Source organism: Klebsiella sp. GG_Kp173, from assembly GCF_040062415.1.
In the GTDB taxonomy this organism is placed as follows: Bacteria; Pseudomonadota; Gammaproteobacteria; order Enterobacterales; family Enterobacteriaceae; genus Klebsiella; species Klebsiella quasipneumoniae.
In genome coordinates this window covers 39,764-55,853 of sequence record NZ_JBEAFZ010000020.1, presented here as the reverse complement: position 1 = coordinate 55,853, position 16,090 = coordinate 39,764, and the positions used below count along the sequence as shown (strand labels likewise).

At 62.2% G+C, this 16,090-nt stretch carries 11 protein-coding genes; 10 read left to right on the top strand and 1 reads right to left on the bottom strand.

All coding sequences use genetic code 11. The annotated features are described in order from the left end of the window. Positions 1–209 precede the first annotated feature (209 nt). The 10 genes from lgt (at position 210) to recD (ending at position 15,664) form a co-directional block, all read left to right on the top strand. Positions 210–1,085, top strand: a complete 876-nt coding sequence (gene lgt, locus ABLU50_RS10435; RefSeq protein ID WP_004205445.1) for a prolipoprotein diacylglyceryl transferase — start codon at positions 210–212, stop codon at positions 1,083–1,085. Between the two features lie 6 nt (positions 1,086–1,091). Then, on the top strand, positions 1,092–1,886 hold the full coding sequence (gene thyA, locus ABLU50_RS10430; protein ID WP_023319077.1) for a thymidylate synthase: 795 nt from the start codon (positions 1,092–1,094) through the stop codon (positions 1,884–1,886). A 190-nt stretch (positions 1,887–2,076) separates the two neighbouring features. Then, a complete protein-coding gene (locus ABLU50_RS10425) occupies positions 2,077–2,628 on the top strand; it encodes a prepilin peptidase-dependent protein (protein ID WP_004205447.1) in 552 nt (183 codons plus the stop codon). Then, entirely contained in the window at positions 2,625–3,182 is a 558-nt protein-coding gene (locus tag ABLU50_RS10420; RefSeq protein ID WP_072140377.1) for a prepilin peptidase-dependent protein, read from the top strand. The genes ABLU50_RS10425 and ABLU50_RS10420 overlap by 4 nt, the downstream gene beginning before the upstream one ends. Beyond that, positions 3,179–3,586, top strand: a complete 408-nt coding sequence (locus ABLU50_RS10415) for a DUF2509 family protein (RefSeq protein WP_057213048.1) — start codon at positions 3,179–3,181, stop codon at positions 3,584–3,586. Before ABLU50_RS10420 ends, ABLU50_RS10415 begins: the two co-directional genes overlap by 4 nt. Beyond that, positions 3,571–3,894 (top strand): prepilin-type N-terminal cleavage/methylation domain-containing protein, encoded by a 324-nt coding sequence (locus ABLU50_RS10410; RefSeq protein ID WP_023319073.1) that lies wholly within the window; start codon positions 3,571–3,573, stop codon positions 3,892–3,894. The genes ABLU50_RS10415 and ABLU50_RS10410 overlap by 16 nt, the downstream gene beginning before the upstream one ends. Positions 3,895–3,906: 12 nt before the next feature. Then, the gene (gene recC, locus ABLU50_RS10405; protein ID WP_087833221.1) at positions 3,907–7,284 is read left to right on the top strand and encodes an exodeoxyribonuclease V subunit gamma; all 3,378 of its coding nucleotides are present in this window, start codon (positions 3,907–3,909) and stop codon (positions 7,282–7,284) included. 120 nt (positions 7,285–7,404) lie between these two features. After that, positions 7,405–10,290 (top strand): pitrilysin, encoded by a 2,886-nt coding sequence (gene ptrA, locus ABLU50_RS10400; protein ID WP_087833222.1) that lies wholly within the window; start codon positions 7,405–7,407, stop codon positions 10,288–10,290. Continuing rightward, a complete protein-coding gene (gene recB, locus ABLU50_RS10395; protein WP_087833223.1) occupies positions 10,287–13,823 on the top strand; it encodes an exodeoxyribonuclease V subunit beta in 3,537 nt (1,178 codons plus the stop codon). Before ptrA ends, recB begins: the two co-directional genes overlap by 4 nt. Further along, a complete protein-coding gene (recD, locus tag ABLU50_RS10390; RefSeq protein ID WP_060656717.1) occupies positions 13,820–15,664 on the top strand; it encodes an exodeoxyribonuclease V subunit alpha in 1,845 nt (614 codons plus the stop codon). The genes recB and recD overlap by 4 nt, the downstream gene beginning before the upstream one ends. Before the next feature lie 57 nt (positions 15,665–15,721). Here the strand turns inward: recD and ABLU50_RS10385 are convergent, their stop codons facing one another. Next, positions 15,722–16,042, bottom strand: a complete 321-nt coding sequence (locus tag ABLU50_RS10385) for a hypothetical protein (RefSeq protein WP_087833224.1) — start codon at positions 16,040–16,042, stop codon at positions 15,722–15,724. Between the last annotated feature and the right edge of the window lie 48 nt (positions 16,043–16,090).

The window sequence follows — 16,090 nt, the reverse complement described above, 5'->3', positions numbered from 1 at the left end:
GAATCCTCTGTTCACACCATCCGGCAACATACAGCACAGCCGGTGAAACGGCTTCTGTTAGCATCCGTATACATATCTTTTACACGCCGGCGCGGATCGCACTCCTGGCTTATGCTATGATTCGCCTCCTTCGGCGTGCCCGTTTTAATCGGGCATGGATCATCACCGCTGTCCACTTTCGGCGGAATAACAAGTCTTTATGGTGACAGATGAATAGTGGCTACCTGCATTTTCCGGAGTTCGATCCGGTCATTTTTTCTCTAGGCCCGGTCTCCCTCCACTGGTACGGTTTGATGTACCTGGTGGGCTTTGTCTTTGCGATGTGGCTGGCCACCCGTCGGGCGAATCGTCCGGGCAGCGGCTGGACGAAAAATGAAGTGGAAAACCTGCTTTACGCGGGCTTCCTCGGCGTCTTTCTGGGCGGCCGTATCGGTTACGTGCTGTTCTACAACCTGCCGGTATTTCTTGCCGATCCGTTGTATCTGTTCCGCGTCTGGGACGGCGGCATGTCGTTCCACGGCGGCCTGATCGGCGTGATCCTGGTGATGATTATCTTCGCCAGACGCACCAAACGCACCTTCTTCCAGGTCTCCGATTTTATCGCGCCGCTGATCCCGTTTGGCCTTGGCGCCGGGCGTCTGGGCAACTTTATCAACGGCGAGCTGTGGGGCCGAGTGGACCCGAGCTTCCACTACACGATGATTTTCCCGGGCTCCCGTGCCGAAGACCTGGCGCTGCTGCCGACCCATCCGGAATGGCAATCGCTGTTTGATACCTACGGCGCGCTGCCGCGCCACGCGTCGCAGCTGTACGAGCTGGCGCTGGAGGGCGTGGTGCTGTTCCTGATCCTGAACCTGTTTATCCGTAAACCGCGCCCGACCGGTTCCGTTTCCGGCCTGTTCCTGATTGGCTACGGCCTGTTCCGCATTATCGTGGAATTCTTCCGCCAGCCCGACGCCCAGTTCACCGGCGGCTGGGTGCAGTACATCAGCATGGGGCAGATTCTTTCGATCCCGATGGTGCTTGCGGGTATCATCATGATGGTTTGGGCTTACCGCCACCGTCCGCAGCAACTGAATTCTTGAGGAACCATGAAACAGTATCTTGATTTGATGCAGAAAGTGCTCGCCGAGGGCACGCCAAAAAATGACCGCACCGGCACTGGCACGATCTCTATTTTCGGCCATCAGATGCGTTTTAACCTGCAGGAAGGCTTCCCGCTGGTGACCACCAAGCGCTGTCATTTACGCTCCATCATCCATGAACTGCTGTGGTTCCTGCAGGGCGACACCAACATCGCCTATCTGCACGACAACAACGTCACCATCTGGGACGAGTGGGCAGATGAAAATGGCGACCTGGGACCGGTCTACGGCAAACAGTGGCGTTCCTGGCCTGCGCCGGACGGTCGTCATATCGACCAGATCAGCACGGTGATGGACCAGCTGAAAAACGACCCGGACTCCCGCCGGATCATCGTCTCGGCGTGGAACGTCGGCGAGCTGGATAAAATGGCCCTGGCGCCGTGCCACGCCTTCTTCCAGTTCTACGTCGCTGACGGCAAGCTCTCCTGCCAGCTGTATCAGCGCTCCTGCGACGTATTCCTCGGCCTGCCGTTCAACATCGCCAGCTACGCGCTGCTGGTGCATATGGTGGCGCAGCAGTGCGATCTGCAGGTCGGCGATTTCGTCTGGACCGGTGGCGACACTCATCTGTACAGCAACCATCTCGAGCAGACCAATCTGCAGCTGAGCCGCGAACCGCGTCCGCTGCCGAAGCTGGTTATCAAACGCAAGCCGGCGTCGATCTTCGACTACCGCTTTGAAGACTTCGAGATTGAAGGTTACGATCCGCACCCGGGAATCAAAGCGCCGGTGGCGATTTAACCCCCTCTGCAGATATGACCAACCGGCGTCCGATGGCGCCGGTTTTTTTATGCCGTTTTCACCACCTGCATAGGGGTGGCTACCCTCGTTGCCATTACGATAGGAACGCTTCATCCCGCCCGCTGGCCGCAGGCGTTGGTGGGCGGGAAAGCTGGAAAGAGGCTCGCAAAAAAATGTTCTGCTGTTGGTCATGCAAACCTTTTTTGCGTGTCTGGCCGGGAAAGCCATTTTCCGTCGTCGCGCCAGGGCTAACCGCAGCGGCATACTCTGCGCCATGAACAGAGAACATGGTTATACCCTGATGGAAACCCTGGTGACGCTGACGTTAATGATGATCCTCAGCGTCGGCGGCCTGTACGGCTGGCAGCGCTGGCAGCAGCAGCAACGACTGTGGCAAACCGCCGTCCAGGTGCGGGATTTCCTGGTTTTCCTGCGCGATGACGCCAACGCCTACAACCGGGACCGCGTGCTTCGCGTCGGCCAGGATGAAGAGGGATGGTGCCTGAGTGCCCAGGGGGAGGGGCCGGCGTGCGCCTCCGGGTCGCCCTTGACGCTGCGCCCGCGCTGGCCGGGGATCTCGCTGGCAGGCGTCACCCCTGGCCTGGGATTCTATGGCCTGCGCAGCACTGCCTGGGCGGGGAATCTGCGTCTGCAGAGCGAGGCCGGCAGCTGGAGCATTGTGATTTCACACTGGGGGCGGATTCGTTTATGCCGCAGTGACAGCGCAGGAGGATGTCAGTGAGCCGCCGCGGATTTTCCCTCGCGGAGGCGCTTATTGCCATGGCGATAGGTTCGCTGCTGCTGATCGGCGCCTGCCGCTTTCTACCCGCTCTGCAGCGCCATATTCTGCGTCAGGGCGAACAGCTGGCCCTGGAGAATGAACTGTGGCAGCGGGTGCATGCCGTGGGGAAGCATCTGCAGCGCGCCGGATACTGCCGGGGAGTGTGCGGCGGAGCCGGGCTGGAGCTTGCCGCCGACGGCGAGTGCCTGATTGTGCGCTGGGACGCGAACAGCAATGGGACATGGGAAACCTCCCCCGCGGCAGCGGCGGAGAGCACCGGCTTTCGCCTGCGCGACGGCGCGCTGGAGACTCTGCGCGGAGCCAGCGACTGCCGCGGCAGCGGATGGGAGAAAATCACCAATCCGGCCGCTATCGTGGTGACGCGCTTTGCGGTGCAGCGTCGGCTGACCGAGGGCTTCGCGCCGGAGCTGAGCGTGACGCTGACAGCGCGCTCTGCCCGGCAGATGGGTCTGGCGGCCGAGGTGGAGCAGCGGGTGACGGGGTATAACCTGTGATCCGCCAGCGTGGAATGTCGTCGCTGTTGATGGTGCTCCTGTTGCTGACTCTCGGCAGCCTGCTCCTGGAGGGGCTTAACCTGCAGCAGCGGGCGCTGCTGGCGCAAACCATCAGCGAAACGCAGGCGATCCGCGATACGGCGGTGGCCCATTCGGCGCTACAGTGGGGAAAACAGCAGGCCTGGTCGGCGCAGGCGCCGCTGGCCTGCCGCGAGCAGGCGCAGCAGGGCTGGCGCGCCTGTCTGCGCATCTTCGACGATGGTTCGCTGCTGCTCAGCAGCGCCAGCGGCGAGGTGCAGGTCTGGCAGTCCGGCGAGGTGCGCGGCGGGCAAGTGCATTTCTCCGCCCATGGCTGGAGCGATTTTTGCCCGCTCAGGGAGGTGAGCCTATGTCAAATGCCATGAAGCGCCAGCGGGGTTTTAGCCTGCCGGAGACCGTTCTGGCGATGGCGCTGATGGTGCTAACGGTCACCGCGCTGGGCGGCTATCAGCGCGGAATGGCGCAAGGGGTCCACCAGCTCAACCAGACGCGTCAGCTATGGCGCGACGCCTGGCGCTATAGTCAGCTCTCTGCGCCGTCTCCGCCGGCAGGCGGACAGGTAAGCCGTATGCAGACATCGGCGCAAAGATGTGTCAGCATCACGGTAACGATCAGTATGCCCGTTGCAAAGCGGGCGCAGATGACCCGGCTGCATTGCCCGGTCAGCCAGTAGTCAGGAGCAATTATGTTAAGGGTTTACCACTCAAACCGGCTGGATGTTCTCGAGGCGTTGATGGAGTTTATCGTCGAGCGCCAGCGGCTGGATGACCCTTTTCAGGCTGAAATGGTGCTGGTGCAGAGTACCGGTATGGCGCAGTGGCTGCAGATGACCCTGGCCTCGCGCTTCGGCATTGCCGCCAACATCGAGTTCCCGCTGCCGGCGAGCTTTATCTGGGATATGTTCGTGCGCGTCCTGAAGGATATCCCTGGCGAAAGCGCCTTCAGCAAGCAGAGCATGAGCTGGAAGCTGATGACTCTCCTGCCGCAGCACCTGGAAGAGGACGATTTTATCCTGCTGCGCCAGTATCTGAGCGATGACGGCGACAAGCGCAAGCTGTTTCAGCTGGCCGCCCGGGTAGCGGACCTCTATGACCAGTATCTGGTTTATCGCCCGGAATGGCTGATGCGCTGGGAGGCCGACCAGCGGGTTGACGGCCTCGGCGACGCCCAGCAGTGGCAGGCGCCGCTGTGGAAAGCGCTGGTGCGCTATACCGCCGAGCTGGGGCAGCCGCAGTGGCACCGCGCCAATCTCTATCAGCGCTTTATCAGCGCCCTGGAAAAGGCGGATGAACCGCCCGCCGGGCTGCCGTCGCGCGTCTTTATCTGTGGAATTTCCGCGCTGCCGCCGGTCTACCTACAGGCGCTGCAGGCGCTGGGTAAGCATGTCGATGTCTATGTGCTGTTCACCAACCCCTGCCGCTATTACTGGGGTGATATTAAAGATCCGGCATTCCTGGCGAAGCTGCTATCGCGTCAGCGGCGCCATCACCGCGAGGCGCGCGCGCTACCCCTGTTTCGCGACACCGAGCAGGCGCCGGGGTTGTTTAATGACGCCGGGGAGCAGGATGTCGGCAACCCGTTGCTCGCCTCCTGGGGCAAACTGGGGCGCGATTATATCTACCTGCTGGCGGGGCTGGAGCGCTATGAGGAGCTGGACGCCTTTGTCGATATCGTTCCCGATAACCTGTTGCATAATCTGCAGTCGGATATCCTCGAACTGCGCAACGCGGCGGTGGACGGGCAGAGCGCGGAGGCTTTCGCCCACAGTCGCGACAAACGTCCGCTGGCGCAGGATGACCGTAGCCTGAGCATTCATGTTTGCCACAGTCCGCAGCGTGAAGTGGAGGTTCTGCACGATCGGCTGCTGGCGATGCTGGAGGCGGACCCGACGCTCACGCCGCGGGATATCATCGTCATGGTGGCGGATATCGACAGCTACAGCCCCTATATACAGGCGGTGTTTGGCGCCGCCAGCGGCGACCGCTGGCTGCCGTGGGCGATCTCCGATCGCCGCGCCCGCGAGTCGCACCCGGTGCTGCAGGCGTTTATCACTTTGCTCTCGCTGCCCGACAGCCGCTTCGCCAGCGAAGATGTGCTGGCGCTGCTGGACGTGCCGGTGCTGGCGGCGCGCTTTAACATCAATGAAGAGGGTCTGCGCTACCTGCGCCAGTGGGTCAACGAGTCCGGGGTCCGCTGGGGAATGGATGACGACAACGTCCGTGAGCTGGACCTGCCGGCGACCGGCCAGCACACCTGGCGGTTCGGCCTTACCCGCATGCTGCTGGGCTACGCGATGGACAGCCGGGAGGGCGAATGGCAGTCGGTGCTGCCCTATGACGAATCCAGCGGTTTGATCGCCGAGCTGGTAGGTAACCTCGCATCGCTGCTGATGCAGCTTAACCTGTGGCGACGCGGTCTCGCCCAACAGCGGCCGCTGGCGGAGTGGCTGCCGGTCTGTCGCGATCTGCTGAATGACTTTTTCCTGCCGGACAGCGAGACCGAAGCGGCGCTGGCGCTGATTGAGCAGCAGTGGCTGGCGGTGATTGATAGCGGTCTGGAGGCGCAGTATGGCGACCAGGTGCCGTTGACGCTGCTGCGCGATGAGCTGGCCCAGCGCCTCGATCAGCAACGGATCAGCCAGCGCTTTCTCGCCGGCCCGGTCAATATCTGCACCCTGATGCCGATGCGCTCTATTCCTTTCAAAGTGGTTTGCCTGCTGGGGATGAACGATGGGGTTTATCCGCGAACGCTGCCGCCGCTGGGTTTTGATTTAATGAGCCAGAAGCCGCAGCGCGGCGACCGCAGCCGGCGCGATGATGACCGCTACCTGTTCCTGGAGGCGCTGATGTCCGCCGAACAGACGCTGTATATCAGCTACATCGGCCGTTCTATCCAGGACAACAGCGAGCGCTTTCCCTCGGTGCTGGTGCAGGAGCTGGTGGATTACGTCGGCCAGAGCCACTGTCTCGCCGGCGATGAGGAGCTTGATTGCGACGCCAGCGAGGCGCGGGTTAAAGCCCACATCACCCATCTGCATACCCGCATGCCGTTCGACGTCGCCAATTTCCAGGATAACGAGAATAAGAGCTACGCCCGGGAATGGCTGGCTGCCGCCGGCCAGCAGGGTGAGGCGCATAGCGACTTCATACAACCGCTTACCCCGCCGCCGATAGACAGCCTGCCGTTCGAGCAGCTCCTGCGCTTCTGGCAGCACCCGGTTCGCGCGTTCTTTCAGCAGCGTCTGCGGGTCAATTTCCGTGCGGAAGAGGATGATATTCCCGATGACGAGCCCTTCACCCTGGAAGGGCTGAGCCGTTATCAACTGAACCAGCAATTGCTTAATACCCTTATCGAGGAGCAGGACGTCTCGGCCATGTTCCGCCGCTTCCGCGCCGCCGGCGAGCTGCCGTATGGCGCCTTTGGCGAACTGGTGTGGGAGACGCAGCGACTGGAGATGCAGGCCCTGGCCGAGCGGGTGATGGCCGAGCGCCAGCAGGCGCAGAGCATGGAGATCGATCTCCAGTGCGGCGGCGTAAATCTGACCGGCTGGCTGCAGCAGGTGCAGCCGGACGGGCTGCTGCGCTGGCGGCCTTCGCTGCTGAGCGTCTCCCAGGGGATGCAACTTTGGCTGGAACACCTTGTCTACTGTGCCAGCGGCGGTACCGGCGAGAGCCGGCTGTTTGTGCGTAAAGAGGGAGAGTGGCGTTTTCCGCCGCTGGCGTCCGCCGAGGCGCAGGCGTACCTGAATGAGCTGGTGGATGGCTATTTGCTGGGGATGTCGCAGCCGCTGCTGCTGCTGCCGGAAAGCGGTGGCGCCTGGCTGAAAGCCTGTTATGACGCCGAAAAGGATGTCATTTTAATGGACGAAGAGACGCAGCAGAAAGCGCGGAGCAAATTCCTGCAGACCTACGAAGGTAACATGGTGGTCAGCGGGGAGGGGGCCGATATCTGGTATCAACGCCTGTGGCGTTCGCTGGAGCCGGCGCATTACGAAGAAATCATTGCCCAGACGCAGCGTTATCTGTTACCGCTATATCGTTACCATCAGTCCACACAAATTTAAATAGTATAAAAATTGCGCAGTGAATGGCGGTTCATTTATTATGCGCAACGTATCACGGACTGATGGACATAAAAGGCTGCACGCTGTGCAGCGCAAGTTTGTTAATGATGAGGTTCGTGAATGCCCCGCAGTTTATGGTTCAAGATTTTTGTTGTGCTGGCCGCCCTCTGGGCGCCGTTTAGTCAGGCCGACACCGGATGGCAGCCTGTTCAGGAGACGATCCGCAAAAGCGAAAAAGATACGCGTCAGTATCAGGCGATCCGTCTTGATAACGACATGGTCGTGCTGCTGGTTTCCGATCCGCAGGCGGTGAAATCGCTGTCGGCGCTGGTGGTACCGGTGGGATCCCTGCAGGATCCGGCCGATCATCAGGGGCTGGCGCATTTTCTGGAACATATGACGCTGATGGGGTCACAAAAATATCCCCAGCCTGACAGTCTGGCAGAGTTTCTTAAACTGCACGGCGGCAGCCATAACGCCAGCACCGCGCCCTACCGCACCGCGTTCTATCTCGAAGTGGAGAATAATGCGCTGGACGGGGCCGTAGACCGCCTGGCGGATGCCATTGCCGCGCCGCTGCTGGATAAAAAATATGCCGACCGCGAACGTAACGCGGTCAACGCCGAGCTAACCATGGCCCGGACGCGAGACGGGATGCGCATGGCCCAGGTCAGCGCAGAAACCATTAACCCGGCTCACCCGGCGGCCCACTTCTCTGGCGGCAACCTCGAGACGCTCAGCGATAAGCCCGGCAGCCCGGTACTTGATGCGCTGCATACCTTCCGCGATAGCTGGTACTCCGCCAATCTGATGAAGGCGGTGATCTACAGCAACAAGCCGTTGCCGGAGCTGGCGCGCATGGCCGCTGACACCTTTGGCCGCGTGCCGAATCGTCAAATCAGCAGGCCGGAAATAAGCGTGCCGGTGGTAACCGATGCGCAAAAAGGCATCATTATTCACTATGTGCCGGCGATGCCGCGTAAAGTGCTGCGCGTCGAGTTTCGCATCGACAACAACAGCGATCGCTTCCGCAGTAAAACCGATGAGCTGGTCACTTACCTGATCGGCAACCGTAGCCCGGGGACGCTTTCCGACTGGCTGCAAAAGCAGGGACTGGCGGAAGGCATCCGCGCGGATTCTGACCCGGTGGTGAACGGCAACAGCGGCGTGCTGGCGATCTCTGCCACCCTCACCGATAAAGGCCTGGCGCACCGCGACGAAGTGACGGCGGCCATATTCAGCTACCTCGACCTCCTGCGTACCCAGGGCGTCGACAAACGTTACTTTGACGAGCTGGCGCATGTGCTGGCGCTGGATTTCCGCTATCCGTCGATCAACCGTGATATGGATTACGTGGAATGGCTGGCGGATACCATGATCCGGGTGCCGGTCGAGCATGCGCTGGACGTGGTCAACATTGCCGATCGGTACGACCCGCAGGCGATCAAAGACCGGCTGGCGATGATGACCCCGCAGAACGCGCGCATCTGGTATATCAGCCCGCAGGAACCGCATAACAAGACCGCCTATTTTGTCGATGCGCCGTATCAGGTGGATAAGATTAGCGAGCAGACCTTCGCTGACTGGCAGCAAAAAGCGCAGGCCATCAAGCTGCAGCTGCCGGTGCTCAACCCCTATATTCCGGATGATTTCACCCTCATCAAAAGCGATAAAGCCTGGCCGCACCCGCAGCTGATCCTCGATGAACCGACGCTGCGGGTGGTTTATGCCCCGAGCCAGTATTTCGCCAGCGAGCCGAAGGCGGATATCTCCCTGGTGCTGCGTAATCCCCAGGCGATGGACAGCGCTCGCCGGCAGGTGATGTTTGCCCTCAACGATTATCTCGCCGGCATCGCCCTCGATCAGCTCAGTAACCAGGCGGCGGTCGGCGGCATTTCGTTCTCCACCGGCGCCAATAACGGGTTAATGGTCAATGCCAACGGCTACACCCAGCACCTGCCGGCGCTGTTCAGCGACCTGCTGCAGGGATACTTCAGCTATACGCCGACCGAGGAGCAGCTGGAGCAGGCCAAATCGTGGTATGCGCAAATGATGGATTCCGCTGAGAAGGGCAAAGCCTACGATCAGGCGATAATGCCGATCCAGATGGTCTCCCAGGTACCGTATTTCCAGCGCGAAGTACGCCGGGCGTTGCTGCCTTCCATCACTTTGCAGGAGGTGCTCGACTACCGCGCCAACCTGAAAACCAAGGGGCGCCCTGAACTGATGGTGATCGGCAATATGTCCGCCGATGCCGCCACGACGCTGGCTCGCCAGATCCAGCAGCAGCTGGGCGCTGACGGCAACGAATGGTGTCGCAATAAAGATGTGGTGGTGAACCGGCAGCAGCTGGCGATCTTCAACAAAGCGGGCAACAGCACCGACTCTGCGCTGGCCGCGGTGTTCGCGCCGCCCAACGTGGATGAGTTCAGCAGCACCGCCGCCAGCACCCTGCTGGGACAGATTATTCAGCCGTGGTTCTATAACCAGCTGCGTACCGAAGAGCAGCTCGGCTACGCGGTCTTTGCCTTCCCGATGAACGTGGGACGTCAGTGGGGCATGGGCTTCCTGCTGCAAAGTAGCGATAAGCAGCCGGCTTTCCTCTGGCAGCGGTTCCAGGCCTTCTTCCCCACCGCGGAGGCGAAGCTGCGGGCGATGAAGCCGGAAGAGTTTGCCCAGCTCCAGCAGGCGGTGATAAGCCAGATGCTGCAGGCGCCGCAGACGCTGGGCGAAGAGGCATCGAAACTGAGCAAAGATTTCGATCGCGGTAATATGCGTTTTGATTCACGTGATAAAGTAGTGGCTCAGATTAAACTGCTGACGCCGCAAAAACTTGCTGACTTCTTCCATCAGACGGTGGTGGAGCCGCAGGGCATGACGATATTGTCCCAGATTTCCGGTAGCCAGAATGGCAAAGCGGACTATGCCCAGCCGGCAGGCGGCAAAGTGTGGGAAAACGTCAGCGCATTGCAGCAATCCTTACCCCTGATGCGAGAGAATGAATGACCGACACCGCTGAGTCTTTGGATCCCCTGCGCTTGCCCTTGAGGGGCGAGCGCCTGATAGAAGCCTCTGCGGGCACCGGAAAAACCTTTACCATCGCCGCGCTGTATCTGCGGCTGCTGCTGGGGCTGGGCGGCGAGGCCGCCTATCCCCGCGCCATCAGCGTTGAAGAACTGCTGGTGGTGACCTTTACCGAGGCGGCGACTGAAGAGCTGCGCGGGCGTATCCGCAGCAACATCCACGAGCTGCGCATCGCCTGTATGCGCGGTGAATCCGATAACCCGCTCTACAGCGCGCTGCTGGCGGAGATCGTCGACAAAGACGACGCCGTAAAGACATTGCTGCTGGCTGAACGGCAGATGGACGAGGCGGCGGTGTTCACCATCCACGGTTTTTGCCAGCGGATGCTGAGCCTTAACGCCTTCGAATCGGGCATGCTGTTCGAGCAGCAGCTGATAGAGGATGAATCCCGCCTGCGCTATCAGGCCTGCGCCGACTTCTGGCGCCGTCACTGTTATCCGCTGACCCGCGATATCGCGGCGGTGATCCATGACGTCTGGAAAGGGCCGCGCGATCTGCTGAAGTCCCTTGACCGCTGGCTGCAGGGCGAAGCGCCGCAGCTTAAGTCGCCGCCAGCCGCCGACGAGACGCTGGCCGAACGCCATCAGCAAATCATCGACCGCATTGACTCGCTCAAGCAACAGTGGCGCGAGCAGGTGGGCGAGATCGAAGGCGTGCTTGAAGATTCTGGTCTTGACCGGCGGAAGTTCAATCGCGGCAACCAGGGCAAATGGCTTGAGAAAGTGACCGCCTGGGCGCAGGAAGAGACGTTGAGCTATCAGTTACCCGACGCGCTGGAGAAATTTGCCCAGTCGTTTCTGCTTGAGCGTACCAAGGCCGGTGGCGAACCGCCCGTACATCCTCTGTTTAGCGCCGTAGAATCGCTGCTGGCCTCGTCGCTGACGCTCACCGATCTGGTGCTGGCGAGAGCGATGGTCGAGATCCGCGATGCGGTCGCGCGCGAAAAGCGCCGCCGCGGCGAGCTGGGGTTTGACGATATGCTCAGTCGGCTTGACGAGGCGCTGCGCGGCGACAGCGGAGAGGCGCTGGCCAGCGCCATTCGCCAGCGTTTTCCGGTGGCGATGATCGACGAATTTCAGGACACCGACCCCCAGCAGTACCGGATTTTCCGCCGTATCTGGCGCCAGCAGCCGGAGACGGCGCTGCTGCTGATCGGCGATCCGAAGCAGGCCATCTACGCCTTTCGCGGCGCCGATATCTTTACCTATATGAAAGCGCGCGGCGACGTTGCTGCGCACTACACGCTAGACACCAACTGGCGCTCCTCGCCGGGCATGGTGGGCAGCGTCAACCGGCTGTTCAGCCTCAGCGATAACCCCTTCATGTTTCGCGAGATCCCGTTCCTGCCGGTGAAGGCGGCGGCGAAGAACCAGGGGCTGCGCTTTACCGTTGACGCGGCGGACGTACCGGCGATGAACGTCTGGTTGATGCCCGGCGACACCGTGGGCGCCGGCGATTATCAGACGTTTATGGCGCAGCTCTGCGCCACGCAGATCCGCGACTGGCTGAGCGCCGGCCAGCAGGGGCGCGCGCTGCTGTGGCGTGGGGAAACCTCGCGCCCGGTGCAGGCTTCGGATATTACCGTGCTGGTGCGCAACCGGCTGGAGGCGGCGCAGGTGCGTGAAGCGCTGCAGACGCTGGGCATCCCTTCGGTCTACCTCTCCAACCGCGACAGCGTTTTTGAGACGCTGGAGGCCCAGGAGCTGCTCTGGCTGCTGCAGGCGGTGTTGTCCCCGGAGCGGGAAAATACCCTGCGCAGCGCGCTGGCGACCTCGATGTTTGGCCTGACCGCGCGGGATATTGAAAATCTCAATCAGGATGAGCAGGCGTGGGACGCGCTGGTGGAGGAGTTCAGTGAATACCGCCAGATCTGGCGTCAGCGCGGGGTGATGCCGATGCTGCGGGCGCTGATGACGGCCCGGCATATCGCCGAGAACCTGCTGGCGACCCGGGGCGGCGAGCGGCGCTTAACCGACATATTGCACATCAGCGAACTGCTGCAGGAGGCGGCCAGCCAGCTGGAAAGCGAGCATGCCCTGGTGCGCTGGCTGACGCAGCATATCGCCGAGCCGGACAGCAACGCTGCCAGCCAGCAGATGCGTCTGGAAAGCGATAAGCACCTGGTGCAAATCGTCACTATTCATAAGTCAAAAGGGCTGGAATATCCCCTGGTCTGGCTGCCGTTTATCGCCCGGTTTCGCAAACAGGACCAGGCGTTCTATCACGATCGCGAGACGTTCGCGGCGGTGCTGGATCTGGGCCAGGATGAGGCCAGCCTCGAACTGGCGGAGGCGGAGCGGCTGGCGGAAGATCTGCGCCTGCTGTACGTCGCCTTGACCCGCTCGGTCTGGCACTGCAGCCTCGGCGTAGCGCCCCTCAGCAGCCGAAAGTCCGGCAACAGCGATTTTCATCTGAGCGCCCTAGGGCGGCTGCTGCAGGCGGGCGAAGCCATGGATGCCGCCGGGCTGGCCGCGCGCTTAGCGGACTTCTGCCATGGCGATACTGCATTGCAGAGGCCGGGCGAGCTGGATCTGACCCCGTGGCAGGCGCCGGCGGCGAGCATCCCCCCGCTGTCGGCGCGCGAGCTGCAGCGCCGCATCGCCGATGACTGGCGGGTAACCAGCTATTCCGGTCTGCAGCAGCATGGCTTCAGCAGCGGGCAGGATCTGCTGCCACGTCTGGATATCGATGCCGTCGGCGTCGGCGAGGTGGTGGAAGAGCCGCAGCTGACCCCGCACCAGTTCCCGCGCGGCGCTGCGCCGGGGACCTTCCTGCACAGTCTGTTTGAGGAACTGGACTTTACCCAGCCGGTGCCGGACGGATGGATGGCGGAGAAACTGCAGCTGAGCGGGTTTGACGCAGAGTGGGCGCCGGTGCTGACCGACTGGCTGGGGGGCGTGCTGAAGACCCGCCTGCCGGGGCCGGATATCGCGCTCAATCAGCTTGCGGCGCGGGATAAACAGGTGGAAATGGCATTTTACCTGCCCATCGCGCAGCTGCTGACGGCGGAGCGCCTTGATGCGCTTATCCGCCAGTACGATCCCCTTTCCGCCGACACGCCGCCGCTGGATTTCCGCCAGGTGCGCGGCATGCTGAAGGGTTTTATCGATCTGGTCTTCCGCCACGAAGGCCGCTATTACCTGCTGGATTACAAATCCAACTGGCTGGGAGAAGATCGCGAGGCCTATACCCGGCCAGCGATGGAGCAGGCGATGCGGGCCCACCGCTACGATCTGCAGTATCAGCTGTACAGCCTGGCGCTGCACCGCTATCTGCGCCACCGGCTGGCCGATTACGACTATGACCGCCACTTCGGCGGCGTGATTTATCTCTTCCTGCGCGGCATGGACGGTCAGGAGGGGGGGCAGGGGATCTTCACTACCCGGCCGGTGCGACCGCTGATTGACGGTCTGGATCAGCTTTTTGCCGGAGAAACTCAGGAGGAGGCCTCATGACTTTTGATCAACTACTGCTGGCGGCGGTGGAGCAGCGTCTGCTGCGGCCGCTGGACGTCCAGTTTGCCCTGATGGTGGCGCAAAACGACCCGCCGGCGGTCAAGCTGGCGGCGGCCTTGCTGAGCCGTGATGCCGGAGAGGGGCACGTGTGCCTGCCGCTCTCGCGGCTGAGCGGCGACGAGGCGCTAAGCGGGAAAGCGGGGGAGATCCGCGATCGGCTGCTGGCCGACGCCGGCGCGCCGGAGGACTGGCCCTCGCTGCTGCTCGCTTCGTCGGCGGTGAGCTGCGGCGATGCCCCGGCGCCGATGATTTTATGCGGCGACCGGCTCTATCTGAACCGGATGTGGCGCAACGAACTGACCGTCGCCCGCTTCTTCAACGAAGCCAACCGGGTGCTGGAGATGGATGAGGCCCGGCTGGCGGCAACCCTCAATGCCCTGTTCCCTGCCACCGGCGAAACCGACTGGCAAAAAGTGGCCGCGGCGGTGGCGCTGACCCGCCGCATCTCGGTGATCTCCGGCGGTCCCGGGACCGGGAAGACCACCACCGTGGCCAAACTTCTGGCGGCGCTGATCCAGATTGAAGATAGTCCGCGCTGTCGTATTCGTCTGGCGGCGCCGACGGGGAAAGCGGCGGCGCGCCTGACCGAATCACTGGGCGCGGCGCTGAGAAAACTGCCGCTGACCGACGCGCAGAAAGCGTTGATTCCCACCGAGGCCAGCACGCTGCATCGTCTGCTGGGCGCCCAGCCAGGCAGCCAGCGCATGCGCTATCACGCCGGCAACCCGCTGCATCTCGACGTGCTGGTGGTGGATGAAGCCTCGATGATCGACCTGCCGATGATGTCGCGGCTCATCGACGCGCTGCCGGCTCACGGGCGGGTGATCTTCCTCGGCGATCGTGACCAGCTGGCCTCGGTAGAAGCGGGGGCGGTGCTGGGCGATATCTGCGCCTGGGCGAGCTCGGGCTACACCGCCGCGCGGGCGCAGGAGCTGACCCGGCTGACCGGTTCGCCGGTACCAGCGGGCGAGGGGGCTATCGCTGGCGCGCTGAGAGACAGCTTGTGCCTGCTGCAAAAGAGCTATCGCTTCGGCAGTCACTCCGGCATCGGGAGCCTGGCGCGGGCGGTGAACGCTGGCGCGCGCGCGGCGGTGAAGGCCACGCTGCGCCAGCCGTTTGACGATATCGCGCTTCATCCCCTCAGTACGACCGAAGAGTACGAAGCCATGCTCGGCGCGGCCCAGCAGGGCTATGAGCGCTACCTGCAGCTGCGCCGCGAGCGGGCGGAACCGCAGGCCATGCTGGCCGCCTTCAGCGAATTTCAGCTGCTGTGCGCGCTGCGGGAAGGGCCGTACGGCGTGAGCGGCGTCAATGAGCGGCTGGAGCAGCGGCTCAACCGCCAGCGGGCGATCGCCCTGCCGCGCCACTCCCGCTGGTATGACGGCCGGCCGATTATGATCGCGCGCAACGACAGCGCGCTGGGGCTGTTTAACGGCGATATCGGCATCGCCCTGGAGCGCAACGGCGAGCTGCGGGTATGGTTCCTGATGCCCGACGGCGCCATCAAGTCGGTGCAGCCGAGCCGCCTGCCGGAGCATGACACCGCCTGGGCGATGACCGTGCATAAATCGCAGGGCTCCGAGTTCGACCATGCGGCGCTGATCCTGCCGGCGCGCAGCGTTCCTCTGGTGACACGCGAACTGGTTTATACCGCGATCACCCGCGCAAAACGGCGATTGTCGCTCTATGCCGACGAGCAGGTGCTCTCCCAGGCCATTGTGACCCGCACCGAGCGGCGCAGCGGCCTGGCGGAGATTTTCGCCGGGCGCGAAGCCCCCTGAGACGCCGGGTCCGGGCGATGGAAAATGCTGCAGCCGTTGCCCGGGCTGGCGGAAAAATCAGTAACTGAAGAACAGAGGGATAAGCCAGAGCGCCGAGATCGAGTTCATGGCGAAAAAGCGGACTGCTGCGCCGCTGGCCAGCGGTGAAGAGGAACTGCGGGCAATAAAAATCACCAGCGAGGAGATGAGGAGATTAATCCCGGATGACACGGCCAGCAGAAATAATACCGCCACGGCGGCGCCAAGCGCGGCATAGCCATTCTGATGATGGCGCTGGTTGTCCCAGAGCAACAAAATCAACAGCAACCACGGATAGAGGGCGACCGCGGCGGTAATGAGGTTGATATGTCTGATCAGCCAGTTCGGTTGGGTTTCCATTCGTTAAGCGATCCTTGCAGGGCGGGTGGTGGCCGTGGCGCCAGTCGA